The organism is Plesiomonas sp. PI-19 (assembly GCF_021368255.1).
Classification (GTDB): Bacteria; Pseudomonadota; Gammaproteobacteria; order Enterobacterales; family CAMTGL01; genus Plesiomonas; species Plesiomonas shigelloides.
In genome coordinates, this window is record NZ_JAJNMQ010000001.1 from 1934671 (window position 1) to 1948154 (window position 13484).

The following is a 13484-nucleotide window of genomic DNA, read 5'->3' on the forward strand; positions in this document are numbered from 1 at the left end:
GTCAGCCTCTGACTTATGAACTGTGGCACTTTTCCCCTCGTGTCTTCCCTTCATACATTAGCGCTTTGCTGTGAGCGATGCTTCATTAACTGCCAAACACTAGCCAGATAATAGCCCGATGCCTCAGTACCAATTCCAACAGAAATGCCCACACTCGTACTATTTTGAGCTAACTGTTTTAGTTACAGGCATGAAAAAGTAAACTTCTGCGCAGGATTTAACCGCCGGGTTAACCCCAGCTTACCCTGGCGATAATGCTTTTCATGCAACCAGTATCACACGATTTCAGATGGTGCCAGGGTACTAACGTAAAAGACGTGCCATATAGATTGATTATTGTTTATCCATTTATTTTATATTTTTTGCTGAACTTTCTTGCAGCTCCATAGTCTGAAGATATGACCCGCAGCACATCATCCTGCACATTATTGATATAACTTGACAGAATTATGTTTTAGTGCAGCGAAATATCAGCCATATATATCAATCAGTTAAAACCCTCTATCATCCCAAATTGTAGATCCCTCTTCAACTAGTAATATAAATCATGAGAGCTCGTTCAACTTTTTGGGAATTTTTCGTTTTATCGAAAAAAAAAACTTCTAATGATCAAAATTTGCGTAATACTTGTATAGGCTTGAATATAGTTCAAGTGTGTGTCTACAGGGAGTCTATAATGAACAAGACCAAATTAATTCTGGGTACCATCGTACTGAGCTCCACTCTGCTGGCTGGTTGTGCTAACACCAAGCTGGAGCAGAGCGTTGCTGATCTGAACACCAAAGTTGACCAGCTGGCTACTGACGTAGGTTCTTTGCGTACCGACGTACAAGATGCTAAAGCAGAAGCTGCTCGCGCTAACCAGCGCCTGGACAACATGGCTACTAGCTACAAGAAGTAATAGCTATTACGTCACCTCTAAGCAGTGCGGCTTGCCGCACTGCTTATTATTTTCCTCGCTATATTCTAAATTCTGTTTAAAAACACTTCAGTTAGAACGATTTTCGCTCTAACAGGGTTTTACGCCTTTTCTCTCTTGCGCCCCACACTCACATCAAGCGCATCAGTAACACAATGCTACCTTCTTACATATGCATACAAGTCGCTGACTTTTTATCCAGTTGTCATCTGTCATCCGGCACGCTGCAATCTTTCCACACAATTTAGTCACTCTTGATAGTGCGCGGACGATTCGGTTTTACACTGATTTGCTTTAGCATGAGCGCGTTGTCCTTCTTTGCGTTATCGCACATTCCCTTTTCCAGCTAGCTTTACTGTGAGCCAAATGACTAAAAATATGCTCCGTACTCAGTGGCAACTTAGTGTCACAACACTGACGTTGCTGATCAGTGTGTATTACGCACTGATCCTTAACTATCCAATATATCTGCGGTTCTATGCTATTTTTTCAGCATCACCCGTAGTCAGTATTCCTTTTGCTATTTCTATTCCCGTATTTTTAATTTCTGCGCTTAATATTATTTTCAGCCTATTTAATTGGCGCTATTTTATTAAGCCATTTTTTATCCTGCTGACTTTAACATCAGCCGTTGTGTCTTATGCCACAACGAAATATGGCGTTATTTTTGATAAAGAGATGATTCAGAATATTTTCGAAACCAATATTCATGAGGCAGACTCTTATCTTAATATGTCATTTGCTCTGTGGTTTTTATTTTTAGGTGTATTACCTTCACTACTGCTTGCGAAAATAAAAATTATTTACCCACGCAATGCATTCAAATCATTATTGTGGCGAGCGTGCTCTATCTTAGTCTCCGCCGTCATTATCTTGATTATTGGGTTTTTCCTTTATAAGGATTATGCTTCAGTAGGACGAAACAATTCTGACCTTAAGAAATACATTATCCCGACCTATTTTGTGAATAATACCTATAAATATATTCACGACCGCTATTTCACCAAAGCTATTCCATTTCAGCATCTGGGGATGGATGCACAAGACAGCGCACGCGGTGCCGAGGACAAACCCACACTGCTGGTACTGGTGGTGGGCGAAACGGCCCGCAGTCAGAACTACCAGTTAAATGGTTACCCACGACCAACGAATCAATACACCCAAGATTTAGGTGTGATTTCATTCCGACATGTCCGCTCTTGTGGTACTGCCACTGCGGTTTCCGTGCCTTGTATGTTCTCGGTCATGACACATGATAATTATGATGCAGCCTTGGCTCATAATCAGGATGGATTGCTGGATATTTTAAAACATGCTGGCGTATCGTTATTGTGGAAAGATAATGATGGTGGATGTAAAGGGGTGTGCGATCGAATTCCACACGAAAGCCTAAGCCCCGATAAATCCAATCCGCTGTGTAATGGCTCGACCTGTTACGATGAAGCGCTATTAGAAAATTTTGATAACGACATCAAAAACATGAAAGGTGATCGGGTATTAACGTTACATTTAATCGGCAGCCACGGGCCAACCTACTATTTACGTTATCCACCTTCACATCGTGTATTTGTGCCTGACTGCCCACGTAGCGATATTGAAAATTGTGACAATGCCGCCTTGCGTAATACCTATGACAATACAATTTTGTATACAGATTATGTCATTGCGCAGATCATTAAAAAATTACAAGCGCTCAGCGTCAAGTACAATACAGGATTAATTTACCTTTCCGATCACGGTGAATCGTTAGGCGAAAGTGGCCTGTATTTGCATGGTACGCCTTACGACTTAGCGCCTGCCGAGCAGACCTCCGTACCGCTGATCACCTGGTTCTCTCCAGGACTGGTGAAAAGCAAAGAGTTGAATCTGTCTTGTTTGCAAAAAGAGGCCGCCACCGGTCAGTTTTCGCAAGGGAATCTGTTCCACTCGGTGCTCGGTCTGATGGATATCAAGACATCGGTCTATCAACCGGAGCTCGATTTGTTCCATCAATGCCGTAACGCTCTGTAATCTTTGGTATACTGAGGTCATCTGAATAAACCGTCAGATGACCTTTTTTAGGTTTGGGCCCATGCTTTAGCCCAAAAGCCAGAGATATCTCTTCGTGCTCACCAGACCAAGACACGGGACGTTAGCTGCTCATGATGCGTAAACTGCTACTCACTCTAGTGCTGGTTGCGCTGATTGCGCTCTATCTGACCTCCGATCTGCCACAGTACCTGACCTTTGACCAGCTGAAAGCCAGTCAGCAATACCTGCTCAACTGGCAGACCCATGCACCGCTACAGGCTTGGGTCAGTGTCTTTGTGCTCTATATTGTTGTGGTGGCGCTCTCGCTACCTGGCGCGACCATCATGACCTTAGCGGCGGGCGCCTTGTTCGGCCTCGGCTCAGGGCTACTATTGGTCTCGTTTGCCTCCACTATCGGTGCCACTCTGGCCTTTTTAGTCGCCCGTTATCTGTTTAAAGCACCTTTGGAGTCACGCTTCCCACAGCGCTTGGCTGCCATCAATGACGGGCTGGAAAAAGAAGGCGCGTTCTATCTGCTGACCTTACGGTTAGTCCCGCTATTTCCGTTTTTCTTGGTCAACATTTTGCTCGGCCTAACGCGCATGAAAACGCGGACCTACTATTGGATCAGCCAACTGGGCATGTTACCGGCGACCGTGGTCTACACCAACGCTGGCACCCAACTCGCCCAGCTACATAGCCCACAAGATATTCTGTCGCCTGCCATGTTGGGTTCACTGATTCTGTTGGGTCTGTTTCCTTTGCTCACTCGCCATTTACTGCAATGGCTGCGTGTACGCCGCCGTTATCAACCATGGCACGCTCCCTCTCATTTTGATCGCAATCTGATTGTGATTGGTGGAGGAGCTGCGGGGTTGGTTTCGGCTTATCTCGGCTCCGCGTTGCAAGCCAAGGTGACATTGGTTGAAGCCAAACAAATGGGCGGCGATTGCCTAAATACCGGCTGTGTACCGAGTAAGACCCTACTGCATTATGCCCGCTTGGCCAGACAAAACCGGCAAGCACATCAAGCCGGGGTTATGACTTGTGCGCCACAACCGGATTTTGCTGCCGTGATGCATGCGGTTAATCGTGCCATTACTGAGATTGCGCCCCACGATAGCGTCGAGCGCTATCAATCACTCGGCGTGGATGTGGTGGCCGGTCATGCCGCACTGCAAGACCCTTGGACAGTCAAGATCACGCCTAAAGACGGCCACCCTCCTTACGCGCTAACCAGCCGCCATATCCTGCTGTGTACGGGTGCGGAGCCGGTTATCCCACCGATTCCCGGTTTAATTGGCAATGATTTACCGAGCAGTGATCTACACAATAATGATTTTGAAACAACCGAAACCTTATGGCAGACATTAAGCGCGTACTCTGCCCCCCCTGCGCAGGTGCTGATCATCGGTGGTGGCCCTATCGCCTGTGAAATAGGCCAAGCACTTAGCGAATTAGGCAGCCACGTCAGCCTAGTACAGCAATCTGAACGGTTGCTGATGAAAGAAGACCCGCAGGCATCCGCGCTGGTCGCGCAAGCACTGCGTGATAGTGGCGTTCATCTGTATACCCATAGTCAGGTTCTCTCTTGTCAGCGAGAAGGGAAGCGGCGGATCCTGCAAATCCAAGGAGCTAATGGAGAGCAACATACTCTGTGTGGCGATCTGCTGTTGGTGGCGACCGGACGTAAACCGCGCCTGCACGGTTACGGCCTCGATGCTCTCGGACTGATTCCTGATTCATCGGCCGCACTCATGACCGATGCGGGGCTACACACTGTGCTCCCGAATATCTTGGTTGCGGGTGATGTCAGTGGTCAGGCGCAGTTTACGCACCTCGCCGCGCATCAGGCTGGCTATGCGGTACTCAATGCACTGTTTGGTCAATGGAAACAGCTGAACGTGGACTATTCGCTGATCCCTCGCCTGACATTTACCCAACCACAAATCGCTCAGGTGGGATTAACGCAAGATGACGCCGAACGTACAGGCGTGGCCTACGATATCACCCACTATCCGCTGCATGAGCTTGATCGGGCCATTACCGAACATGATACGCAGGGCTTTGTTAAGATCCTGACAGCACAAGGTAAAGACCGTATTCTGGGTGTCACTATCGTGGGTGAAAATAGCGAAAGCTTACTCGCGACGGCCATCATGGCGATGCGTGGCAAGCACGGCCTGCATTTTTTGCTCAAAACCCTGTTTCCCTATCCCGCGTATGCTGAAGGGATGAAAGCGGCGGCCGGAGATTGGAAACGCGCACGTCTGCCCGTACGGTTACTGCCTTGGTTAGCGCGTTATCACGCCTACCGCCGTGGTACACGCCGCTAAACGTACAACACCACAGGAGTTCCCTACTCCCACAAAAAGGATGCTGCTTATGCGAAATTGGTTGCTAAGTCTGTTGATCGTCTGTTTTAGCGCCTCTGCTGCGCACGCTGATTGGGCGCAGACCGAGCAACAAGCGCGTGGGCAAACCGTCTACTTTAATGCGTGGGGCGGCAGCGACAGCGTGAATCGCTATTTACAGTGGGCCGCAGAGCAAGTGCAACGCCAATACGGGATCACCTTAAAGCAGGTCAAAATTACAGATGCCGCCGATGTTGTGCAACGGATCCGCGCGGAAAAGCAGGCAGGGAAAAAGCATCATGGCTCGGTGGATTTACTCTGGGTGAATGGCGAGAATTTTCACCACTTAAAGCAAGAAGGCTTGCTGTATGGCCCGTGGGCTGAACATTTACCCAATTGGGCATTAGTGGATAAAAGTAAACCGGTTACCACCGATTTTTCCGTTCCCACTGAGGGATTAGAAGCTCCGTGGGGGCTGGCACAGCTGACTTTTATTGCTGATCGCGCAACAACCCCAACGCCGCCGCTATCTGCCGCTGAATTGCTGGAGTTTGCGCGTCGTCATCCAGGGCAAGTCACCTACCCCTTACCGCCAGATTTTCACGGCGTCACGTTCCTCAAACAGTTATTGCTAGAGCTAGCGCCCAACCCAGCAGTATTACAACAGCCAGTAACGCCGGAACAATTTGCGGTAGCGACCGCGCCGCTGTGGGCATATCTGGATCAGTTGCATCCGCTGGCATGGCGACAAGGACGCAGTTTTCCTGCTAGCGCGGCGGCGATGAATAACATGTTGGCGGATGGCGAATTACTGCTGTCTCTCACCTTTAATCCTAACGAAGCGGCCAGCTTAGTTCGACAGCAACAACTTCCGCCAAGCGCCTATGGTTTCGGTTTTCGTGCCGGCACCATCGGTAATGTGCACTATCTAGCAATTCCGTTTAATGCTAGCGCGAAAGCCGCCGCCCTAGTGGTCGCTAACTTTTTACTGTCACCGGCCGCCCAGCGTCACAAAGCAGATTTAGCGGTGTGGGGCGATCCATCTGTATTAACATCGCACGCGCTGGCCAACACGGCATCTGATGCAACAGCCAAGAGCGCAGCCGCTGAGAGTCAAACCACGGCCAAATCGGCGGCAGTGCCGGTGTTACCCGAACCCCATGTCAGTTGGGTAGAGCCGCTGGAAAAAGCGTGGTTGCAACGTTACGGCGCGCAATAACGCCCATGCCAGTGACCCGCCAGCGACATAAATTAGCCAACAAGCTGAAAACGGCTTGGCTCAATGCGCGCGCTCGGCTCGGCATACGCCGTGTTCGCGATACAGATGAGCGAGTTCAGTGCAACGAGCTTGGTAACAGAACTTTATTCAGTACCAACACAGTACATCCCATTGCGCTACTGCCTATTGTCATCATTTTCGCACCGCTGGCTGCCGGGTTACCGGCGCTGGTAACACCGTTACTGCACAGCGCGCCTTGGTTAGCGCTGCTGGATGCACCGCGCCTGTGGCCCGCGTTGTGGCTAAGCCTCGGCTCAGCAGCCGGCTCCACCGTGCTGGCGTTGTTGCTGTGCATGCTCATCACGGCGGGGCTTTACCCGCATCGCCGTTGGCTACAGTTACAACAACGGCTACCCAGTTTTCTCGCGTTACCCCATGTGGCATTTGCCATCGGGGTAGCCTTTTTACTGGCGCCGTCCGGCTGGCTAGCGCGTAGCGTGGCGCTGCTCTCAAGCAGTCTTGCCGAACTGGTGAGTTGGGCTCCCCTCACCTTTCCAAATGCGTTAGTGCATGACCGCTACGCGTTGACGCTCACCATCACTCTGGCAATTAAAGAGTGCTGGTTTTTGCTGTGGGCTGTGGCGGCGTTGCTGCAGCGGCAGTCTATCGAGCAACAACTGACGCTAGCGCGCACACTCGGCTACCCTACATGGCAAATCTGGTTACAAGTCCTGTGGCCTCAGCTGCTGCCGCGCCTACGCTGGCCTTTGGTCGCTGTCGCGGCCTACAGCTTATCAGTGGTGGATATGGCGCTGATCCTCGGCCCATCGACTCCGCCTACGCTGGCCGTCCTGATCTGGCAATGGTTGAGCGATGCCGATCCGTTGCAGCGTCAAATGGGATTAGCCGCGTCATTACTGCTTCCCTTGCTGCTCTGCATGCTTGGTCTATCCGCCGCGCTGCTGTGGCGCGGACTGCAATCATTCTGGCAAGCGCCTACCGGGCGCCGCGCCGCGAGACAGCATGGCCTCAGCCAGACAGCTCACCCTAACCTAACCATGACAGGCCGGCCACGCCCCCATCGCGGCTCGAGGCCAGCTTCTTTACTGTTTGGCCTACTGGCGATCCTCAGTTGGCTGGCGCTGGCCTTAATCGCGTTATGGTCAGTGGCTGGGCGCTGGTTTTATCCGGCGCGTTGGCCCGCGGAGCTGACGTTGCAAAGCTGGCAACAGCTGGATTGGCAGCCCTTCTTCAGCACGGTACTGCTGGCAGTCAGCAGCGTTATCGTGGCACTGCCACTGACACTGATTTGGCTGGAATGGGGCGCGCGCCGTCTGCAACCGCTGCTGTATTTGCCGCTGATTTTTCCCGCCCTGCCACTGGTGACCATCCAGTATCATGCTTTGCTGCTGGCCAACGCCGATGGCAGTATCAGTGCCGTGATTTGGAGCCACCTGTTGTGGGTCTTTCCCTACATGTTACTTATCTTAAGTGGCCCCTATCGAACGCTAGACCCGCGTCTGTTACTGACCGCGCGCACCTTGGGTTATCACCGCTATCAAGCCTGTTTACGCCTACTCTGGCCCTCATTGTGGCGGCCGATTGTATTGGCCTGCGCAGTGGGTATTTCTGTCAGCGTGGCGCAATATTTACCCACACTGTTTGCCGGTGCAGGGCGAATTGCTACCGTCACCACCGAAGCAGTAACCCTAAGCAGTGGCGGTAATCGACGGGTGTTGGCAGTACAGGCGCTCTTACAATGCCTACTGCCGTGGCTGGCATTTAGCATCGCCGCGCTGACTAGTCGCCTTGGCCAAGGCCGCGTATTATCAGGCTCTTATCCTGTTTTCTCTGCTACGGATCGCCATACTTCATGACAGCGAGTAAGCCTTCACTCGGGCTGACCTTGGATCAGGTGCAATTGCGCTTGGCGCAATCTGCCAATACGCCAAAAATCAACGGGCAGCAAGCCTTGGCATGCCATGCTCCCCTGAACTTACACATTGCGCCGGGTGAAATTGTGACCTTGATGGGGCCTTCTGGCTGCGGTAAGTCGACCTTGTTGCATGCGCTGATCGGCGCTCTGCCGTCAGCATTCACGTGCCATGGGCAACTGTGGCTAAATAGCCGCGAACTGTCCCACTTGCCGGTTGAGCAGCGCCATATTGGGATCTTATTTCAAGATGACTTGCTGTTTCCCCATTTGAGCGTTGGCGCTAATTTGGCGTTTGCCTTACCCCCTGCGGATAAACGCACGCGGCAGGCCATCATTGAGCAAGCCTTAACGGACGCGGGTCTGTCTGGGTTTGCGCACCGCGATCCGGCAACGCTCTCGGGTGGACAACGCGCTCGCGTCAGCCTGCTGCGCGCATTGCTCGCCAAACCGCAGGCTCTGCTGCTAGATGAGCCGTTCAGCCGACTAGATCGCCCACTACGCCGCAACTTTCGCGAATTTGTCTACGGCCAAATCCAGCAAGCCGGTCTGCCAACGCTGTTAGTCACCCATGATGCCGATGATATTCCGCCGAATGGGCGAGTGATCATGTTCGGTGAGCCAGTAGACGAAGAGACGTTCGACACCATCACGCGCGATAATCGCGCTCATCACCACACGGAGCCGCGCGATGTTTGACCAGCACATCACCCGCCTGACCAAGCCGCTACAACAACGCATCGCGCGCACTTTACTGAGCAGGGGGATCCATCCCGATCAGCTGACCATCAGCGGTTTTGTTATTGGGATAACCGTGATCCCGCTGCTGGCCTGGCAGCAGCCCTTGTGGGCACTGGGCGCTATTTTGCTGAATCGGCTGTTAGATGGTTTAGATGGCACCTTGGCGCGCCTCACTACGCCGACCGATCGCGGTGGATTTCTGGATATTGTGCTGGATTTTCTGTTTTACTCAGCGGTGCCGCTCGGCTTTGCACTGTATGACCCAGCGCACAATGCACTGGCCGCCGCCGTGCTTATCTATGCCTTTATCGGTACTGGCTGCAGCTTTTTGGCCTTTGCGATTATTGCCGCCAAACGGCAGCTGACCAGCCAGCGCTATCCGCATAAAAGCTTTTACTATCTGGGGGGGCTGACAGAAGCAGGCGAAACCGTGCTGTTCTTTGTGTTGATGTGCCTGTTCCCAGCTTGGTTTGTTCCGCTAGCGTTGCTGTTTGCCGCGCTATGCGCACTGACCACCGCCACCCGCATTTACAGTGGCTGGCACAGCTTTGCTCCGACTGACCAGAGCAATCATCAAACCAGCAGTAACCCGCCGAACGATGATGCATGAAGCTAGCCCGTATTAACCCCGGGCATTAACCGCGGACATTCACTTCAAGTACAAACAAAAAAGCGGCGCTTAATGAACTTATCGCCATTAGCGCCGCTTTTTAATCCACAAGTTATCGAACCCGCGCTCGTGATCAGGATTTTCCTGGCTTACGCTCACCGGTCACGATGGGATTGGCAGGATCTAAACTCCATTCATACCAACCGCCGTCATACACGCTCACCTGCGGCCAGCCCATGGCCCACGCGTAGAAGAACGCTTCCGAGGCTCGCCAGCCAGTGCCGCAGTAAAATGCCACTTCGCCAGTCGGCTCGATCTGCCATTTTTGCCACAGATCACGCAGATCCGGCTCTGACAGCATAGTGCCATCAGGATTGTGCAAATCTTCAACATGATAGGCATCGCTGCCGCCGCCGCCCCATTTAGCGCCAGGGATCTCGCCTTTAGCTTTGATGTAGTTATAGCCGCTGGTTTCACCGATAAACTCCGGCCAGCTACGAATACTGACCAATGAGTTTTCCGGCTTTTTCAGCAAGGCTTTTGCCTGTGACAATGACGTCATATATTCAGGATGCACCGGAATTTTCGCGCCAAAGGCCTTAGCCGGAGTCACGCTGGCTGGCAAGCCCATTTCGGTCGGGTATTTGCCTGCTTGCCATGCATCCCAGCCACCATCGAGAATGCGCACGTCTTTCACACCGGCATACATCAGAATATTGGCCGCGCGCGCGGCCGACATGGTCTGGCGGCCATACAGGATCACCGGCGTATCGGTGGTGATCCCCTGCGCAAGCAGCATTTTTTCTAAGCTGGCATTATCCACCTTGTTCCACAAAGGCTCCGATTCCAGCGTGTTGGTATCCATATAACCGGCTTTCGGGATATGCCCCAGCAGATAGGCTTTCGGTGCGCCCCACTCCACTTCAATCACTTTCCACCCTTTAGCTGGCGCATTGGCCACCGGCTTACCGGCTTGCAAATCGGCCAACCACGATGCTGGCACCAGCGCTTGATAATGCGCTAATGATTCACGGCGGCTCGGCTCTTGTAAGGCATCGCTCAGGGTATAAATCGTGCTAAATCCCAGCGCTTGCAGACGCTGGCGAACAGCGTTCACTTCCGGCGCGGTGCCATACAGAGCAACCGGCAGGCTCTTATCCAGTTTCTTTTGCTGTAGCAGATGCGTTAGCTGCGCATCATCCAACAGGCTCAGCCACGAGGCCGACAAGTTACGCGCACCGCGCTCGTGACCGCCGGTAGTTTCACCTTCTTGCGGCCAACCATTAAATGCGGCGCTGCTACGGGTATCTAGCAGAGGGATATGCTGCTGCAATGCGTCACTGACCGTGATATTCGGCGCCGTAGCCGCAGTAGGTGCCGTTTGTGCCTGCGCAGACCATGCACATGCACCGGTGATGAGCAGTGCCATACACTGCCCGATACGTTGTCGAGACAAAAAAACAGAGGAAAGCGCCATTAAAATCCATACTCCTTGGGTAAGCCTGCCAGATAGAATTTTTTTCACACGCCCCGCTGCCCGCAGTGCATTCCCATAAGGCCACATCGCGTGACATCGCCTTTATAAAAATCATCCGCGCCGCAAACCGATAGCCTTGCCAATACGGGTAAAAATAGCCACCGATTACGCCCGCTAAACGGCACGCACTAAAACTGCATGAAATAAAAATAGGTGGTGAAAAAAACGGGCTATTATAGCCAACATTCTCAGAGCGCCGATAGCAGACAAATGAGGGATCGCCACAAAAAGATGGCGATAAAAAAATGGCCGACACAGTCACGCTGTATCGGCCATCTCGGAGTGATAAAACAAGCTTAGGGCGTATTACGGGTTAATTTTCAGCAGTTCAACATCAAAAATCAGGGTTGAGCCAGCCGGAATTTTCCCCATGGCACGGTTGCCGTAAGCCAGATTGCTCGGGATGAAAAAGCGTACCTTTTCACCTTCCACCATTAATGGCACGCCTTCGGTCCAACCGGCAATCACGCGGTTTAGCGGGAAGGAAATGGGTTCGCCACGCTGCACTGAGCTGTCGAACACCGTACCGTCAATCAACGTGCCATGGTAATGCACACTCACGGTATCGGTGGCTTTCGGATGTACGGTTCCGGTACCCGGTTGCAGCACTTCATATTGCAGACCGGACGCGGTGGTGATCACTCCCGGCTTGGTTTTGTTCTGCTCCAAAAAGGCAGCCCCTTGCTGGCGCTGCGCTTCGGCTTGTTTGGTATTGCCGGACATGTTTTTGATAAAAAACAGCACAACCACCAGCACCGCAATCAGTAGGATGATTTTAGACACCGTATTCCCCTAATTTATATATGTGACGTTTATCGGCATTTACTGCGCCGCCGGTACCGCTTTAAATACCGCCAGCGGTGCCATGCGCGCCTTGTTCAGGGTCAGAGTATCACCTGACAGGCTGTAATTGTCAGTCTGCTCCAACACCTGCATCAGCGGTTGTTCAAACTCCGCATCCATACAGGCCATACGGGTCATCGCCATCTGGGTAAAGCTGATCCGCGCAGCATCAGCGTTCAGGGTATAACCGCCGTTGAAGTTGTTACAGCCGCTAAAGCCGTGGATACGATCGCCTTCGGCCACCAGCTCGATGAACGGACGCTGCTTCGCATCCAGCGTATCTGGTACTTTTTTACCCATCAGCTCGGTCAATTCCCAGCGACGCCCCATCAGAACAGGTTTTTCAGCTTGGCTATCCGCAGCAGGTTTCGCGCCCATTTGCGCCGCAGCCTGCTCCGGTGTCAATTTTGCCAAGCGGTAGTGATCCGCCAGCGCACCGGTAATGCGCTGACCAGACATATCCAGCATAAACAGCACGTTTTCGCCGACAAAGAACTGGCGTGTCTCATTCTGGCCGGACAGCTGTACGGTATTACCGGCAGCATTCCAGCTAAAAGAACCGCGGTTTTCGAAACGGTTACCGTCACCTTTACCCAAATACTGTTCACTCAGCACATAGGTATCATCAGTATTCAGCTGCAGAGTGGTTTTGATGCCTTCACAATCAGCGCAAGGAACCACGCCTTGGTAGACGCCACTCCAGTCCAACGCATTGCGCGCGTTGTGGGCAGGATCCACCACCGGCTCCGGTGCTTGGGTGGACGGTGCCGCGGTTTCAGTTTGCGAAACCGGATTGACTGGCTCTTGTTTCGCCGCATCATTACAGCCACTTAACAGCACAGCAAGCAGGCTCAGCGCCACAACGTTATTCGTTTTCATCTTATCCATTCCTTCACTGTTATCGCAGGTTTTGACAGTGTGTTTTTACTATCGGATAACCTGCCAACTGCCGCCCACCCTATAAGTATCAACCCGATGAATCAAGAGGCTTTTGTCTGATTGCGGTCAGATTGCACAGTTTATTATGTGATAGATGGTGCGATAGATTTCATGCCGGAAGTTCGAGCATCGGCTCACTGTTTTTATTAACGAAATATCATTTAACTCAGTGAGATAGCATCCCCCCAACAATGGGAAGCACACGCACGGTCAACCGTCTCGGTTTATATCCCTTCCCAGTATAAACGCCTGATTTAAAGCATGCAGATTGCTCGCAGTTTATTTTCCGTTTACCTAGCAAAGCGTACTCTTTGCTTATGCACTGAGATGAATGCTACATGAGATAAGTGCCACTTGAGATAAGTGTGCGGCATCGCTT

The 13484-nt window shown here is 51.9% G+C and carries 10 protein-coding genes; 7 read left to right on the forward strand and 3 right to left on the reverse strand.

The window, feature by feature from the left end; translation table 11 throughout:
* The first annotated feature begins 676 nt into the window (after nt 1–676).
* The 7 genes from LQ901_RS08705 to LQ901_RS08735 all read left to right on the forward strand — a co-directional run bounded on the left by LQ901_RS08705 (nt 677) and on the right by LQ901_RS08735 (nt 9786).
* The gene (locus LQ901_RS08705; protein ID WP_010862069.1) at nt 677–901 is read left to right on the forward strand and encodes an LPP leucine zipper domain-containing protein; all 225 of its coding nucleotides are present in this window, start codon (nt 677–679) and stop codon (nt 899–901) included.
* 384 nt (nt 902–1285) lie between these two features.
* On the forward strand, nt 1286–2929 hold the full coding sequence (locus tag LQ901_RS08710) for a phosphoethanolamine transferase (protein WP_152135970.1): 1644 nt from the start codon (nt 1286–1288) through the stop codon (nt 2927–2929).
* A gap of 131 nt (nt 2930–3060) precedes the next feature.
* Entirely contained in the window at nt 3061–5265 is a 2205-nt protein-coding gene (locus tag LQ901_RS08715) for an FAD-dependent oxidoreductase (protein ID WP_233672157.1), read from the forward strand.
* Nucleotides 5266–5305: 40 nt separating this feature from the next.
* Nucleotides 5306–6502: an ABC transporter substrate-binding protein gene (locus LQ901_RS08720; protein WP_152137156.1), complete on the forward strand. Its 1197-nt coding sequence runs from the start codon at nt 5306–5308 to the stop codon at nt 6500–6502.
* Between the two features lie 5 nt (nt 6503–6507).
* Nucleotides 6508–8379 carry an ABC transporter permease gene (locus LQ901_RS08725; protein WP_152137155.1) on the forward strand — a complete coding sequence of 624 codons (1872 nt, stop codon included), beginning with the start codon at nt 6508–6510 and terminating at the stop codon, nt 8377–8379.
* Nucleotides 8376–9134: an ATP-binding cassette domain-containing protein gene (locus LQ901_RS08730; protein ID WP_152135973.1), complete on the forward strand. Its 759-nt coding sequence runs from the start codon at nt 8376–8378 to the stop codon at nt 9132–9134. The genes LQ901_RS08725 and LQ901_RS08730 overlap by 4 nt, the downstream gene beginning before the upstream one ends.
* Nucleotides 9127–9786 carry a CDP-alcohol phosphatidyltransferase family protein gene (locus LQ901_RS08735; protein ID WP_112866073.1) on the forward strand — a complete coding sequence of 220 codons (660 nt, stop codon included), beginning with the start codon at nt 9127–9129 and terminating at the stop codon, nt 9784–9786. The genes LQ901_RS08730 and LQ901_RS08735 overlap by 8 nt, the downstream gene beginning before the upstream one ends.
* Nucleotides 9787–9919: 133 nt before the next feature.
* Here LQ901_RS08735 and LQ901_RS08740 read toward each other — a convergent pair whose 3' ends face one another.
* The 3 genes from LQ901_RS08740 to LQ901_RS08750 all read right to left on the reverse strand — a co-directional run bounded on the left by LQ901_RS08740 (nt 9920) and on the right by LQ901_RS08750 (nt 13045).
* Complete coding sequence (locus tag LQ901_RS08740) at nt 9920–11215, reverse strand: rhodanese-like domain-containing protein (RefSeq protein ID WP_152135974.1); 1296 nt, start codon at nt 11213–11215, stop codon at nt 9920–9922.
* A 414-nt stretch (nt 11216–11629) separates the two neighbouring features.
* A complete protein-coding gene (locus LQ901_RS08745; protein ID WP_039046305.1) occupies nt 11630–12106 on the reverse strand; it encodes an FKBP-type peptidyl-prolyl cis-trans isomerase in 477 nt (158 codons plus the stop codon).
* Between the two features lie 39 nt (nt 12107–12145).
* The gene (locus tag LQ901_RS08750) at nt 12146–13045 is read right to left on the reverse strand and encodes a copper resistance protein NlpE N-terminal domain-containing protein (RefSeq protein WP_115149267.1); all 900 of its coding nucleotides are present in this window, start codon (nt 13043–13045) and stop codon (nt 12146–12148) included.
* Between the last annotated feature and the right edge of the window lie 439 nt (nt 13046–13484).

Excerpts from the sequence above, each read along its gene's own strand:
- LQ901_RS08725 (WP_152137155.1), top strand. The coding sequence starts at position 6,508 with ATGCCAGTGACCCGCCAGCGACATAAATTAGCCAACAAGCTGAAAACG.
- LQ901_RS08705 (WP_010862069.1), top strand. The coding sequence starts at position 677 with ATGAACAAGACCAAATTAATTCTGGGTACCATCGTACTGAGCTCCACT.
- LQ901_RS08750 (WP_115149267.1), bottom strand. The coding sequence starts at position 13,045 with ATGAAAACGAATAACGTTGTGGCGCTGAGCCTGCTTGCTGTGCTGTTA.
- LQ901_RS08735 (WP_112866073.1), top strand. The coding sequence starts at position 9,127 with ATGTTTGACCAGCACATCACCCGCCTGACCAAGCCGCTACAACAACGC.
- LQ901_RS08715 (WP_233672157.1), top strand. The coding sequence starts at position 3,061 with ATGATGCGTAAACTGCTACTCACTCTAGTGCTGGTTGCGCTGATTGCG.
- LQ901_RS08730 (WP_152135973.1), top strand. The coding sequence starts at position 8,376 with ATGACAGCGAGTAAGCCTTCACTCGGGCTGACCTTGGATCAGGTGCAA.
- LQ901_RS08710 (WP_152135970.1), top strand. The coding sequence starts at position 1,286 with ATGACTAAAAATATGCTCCGTACTCAGTGGCAACTTAGTGTCACAACA.
- LQ901_RS08720 (WP_152137156.1), top strand. The coding sequence starts at position 5,306 with ATGCTGCTTATGCGAAATTGGTTGCTAAGTCTGTTGATCGTCTGTTTT.
- LQ901_RS08740 (WP_152135974.1), bottom strand. The coding sequence starts at position 11,215 with ATGGCACTGCTCATCACCGGTGCATGTGCATGGTCTGCGCAGGCACAA.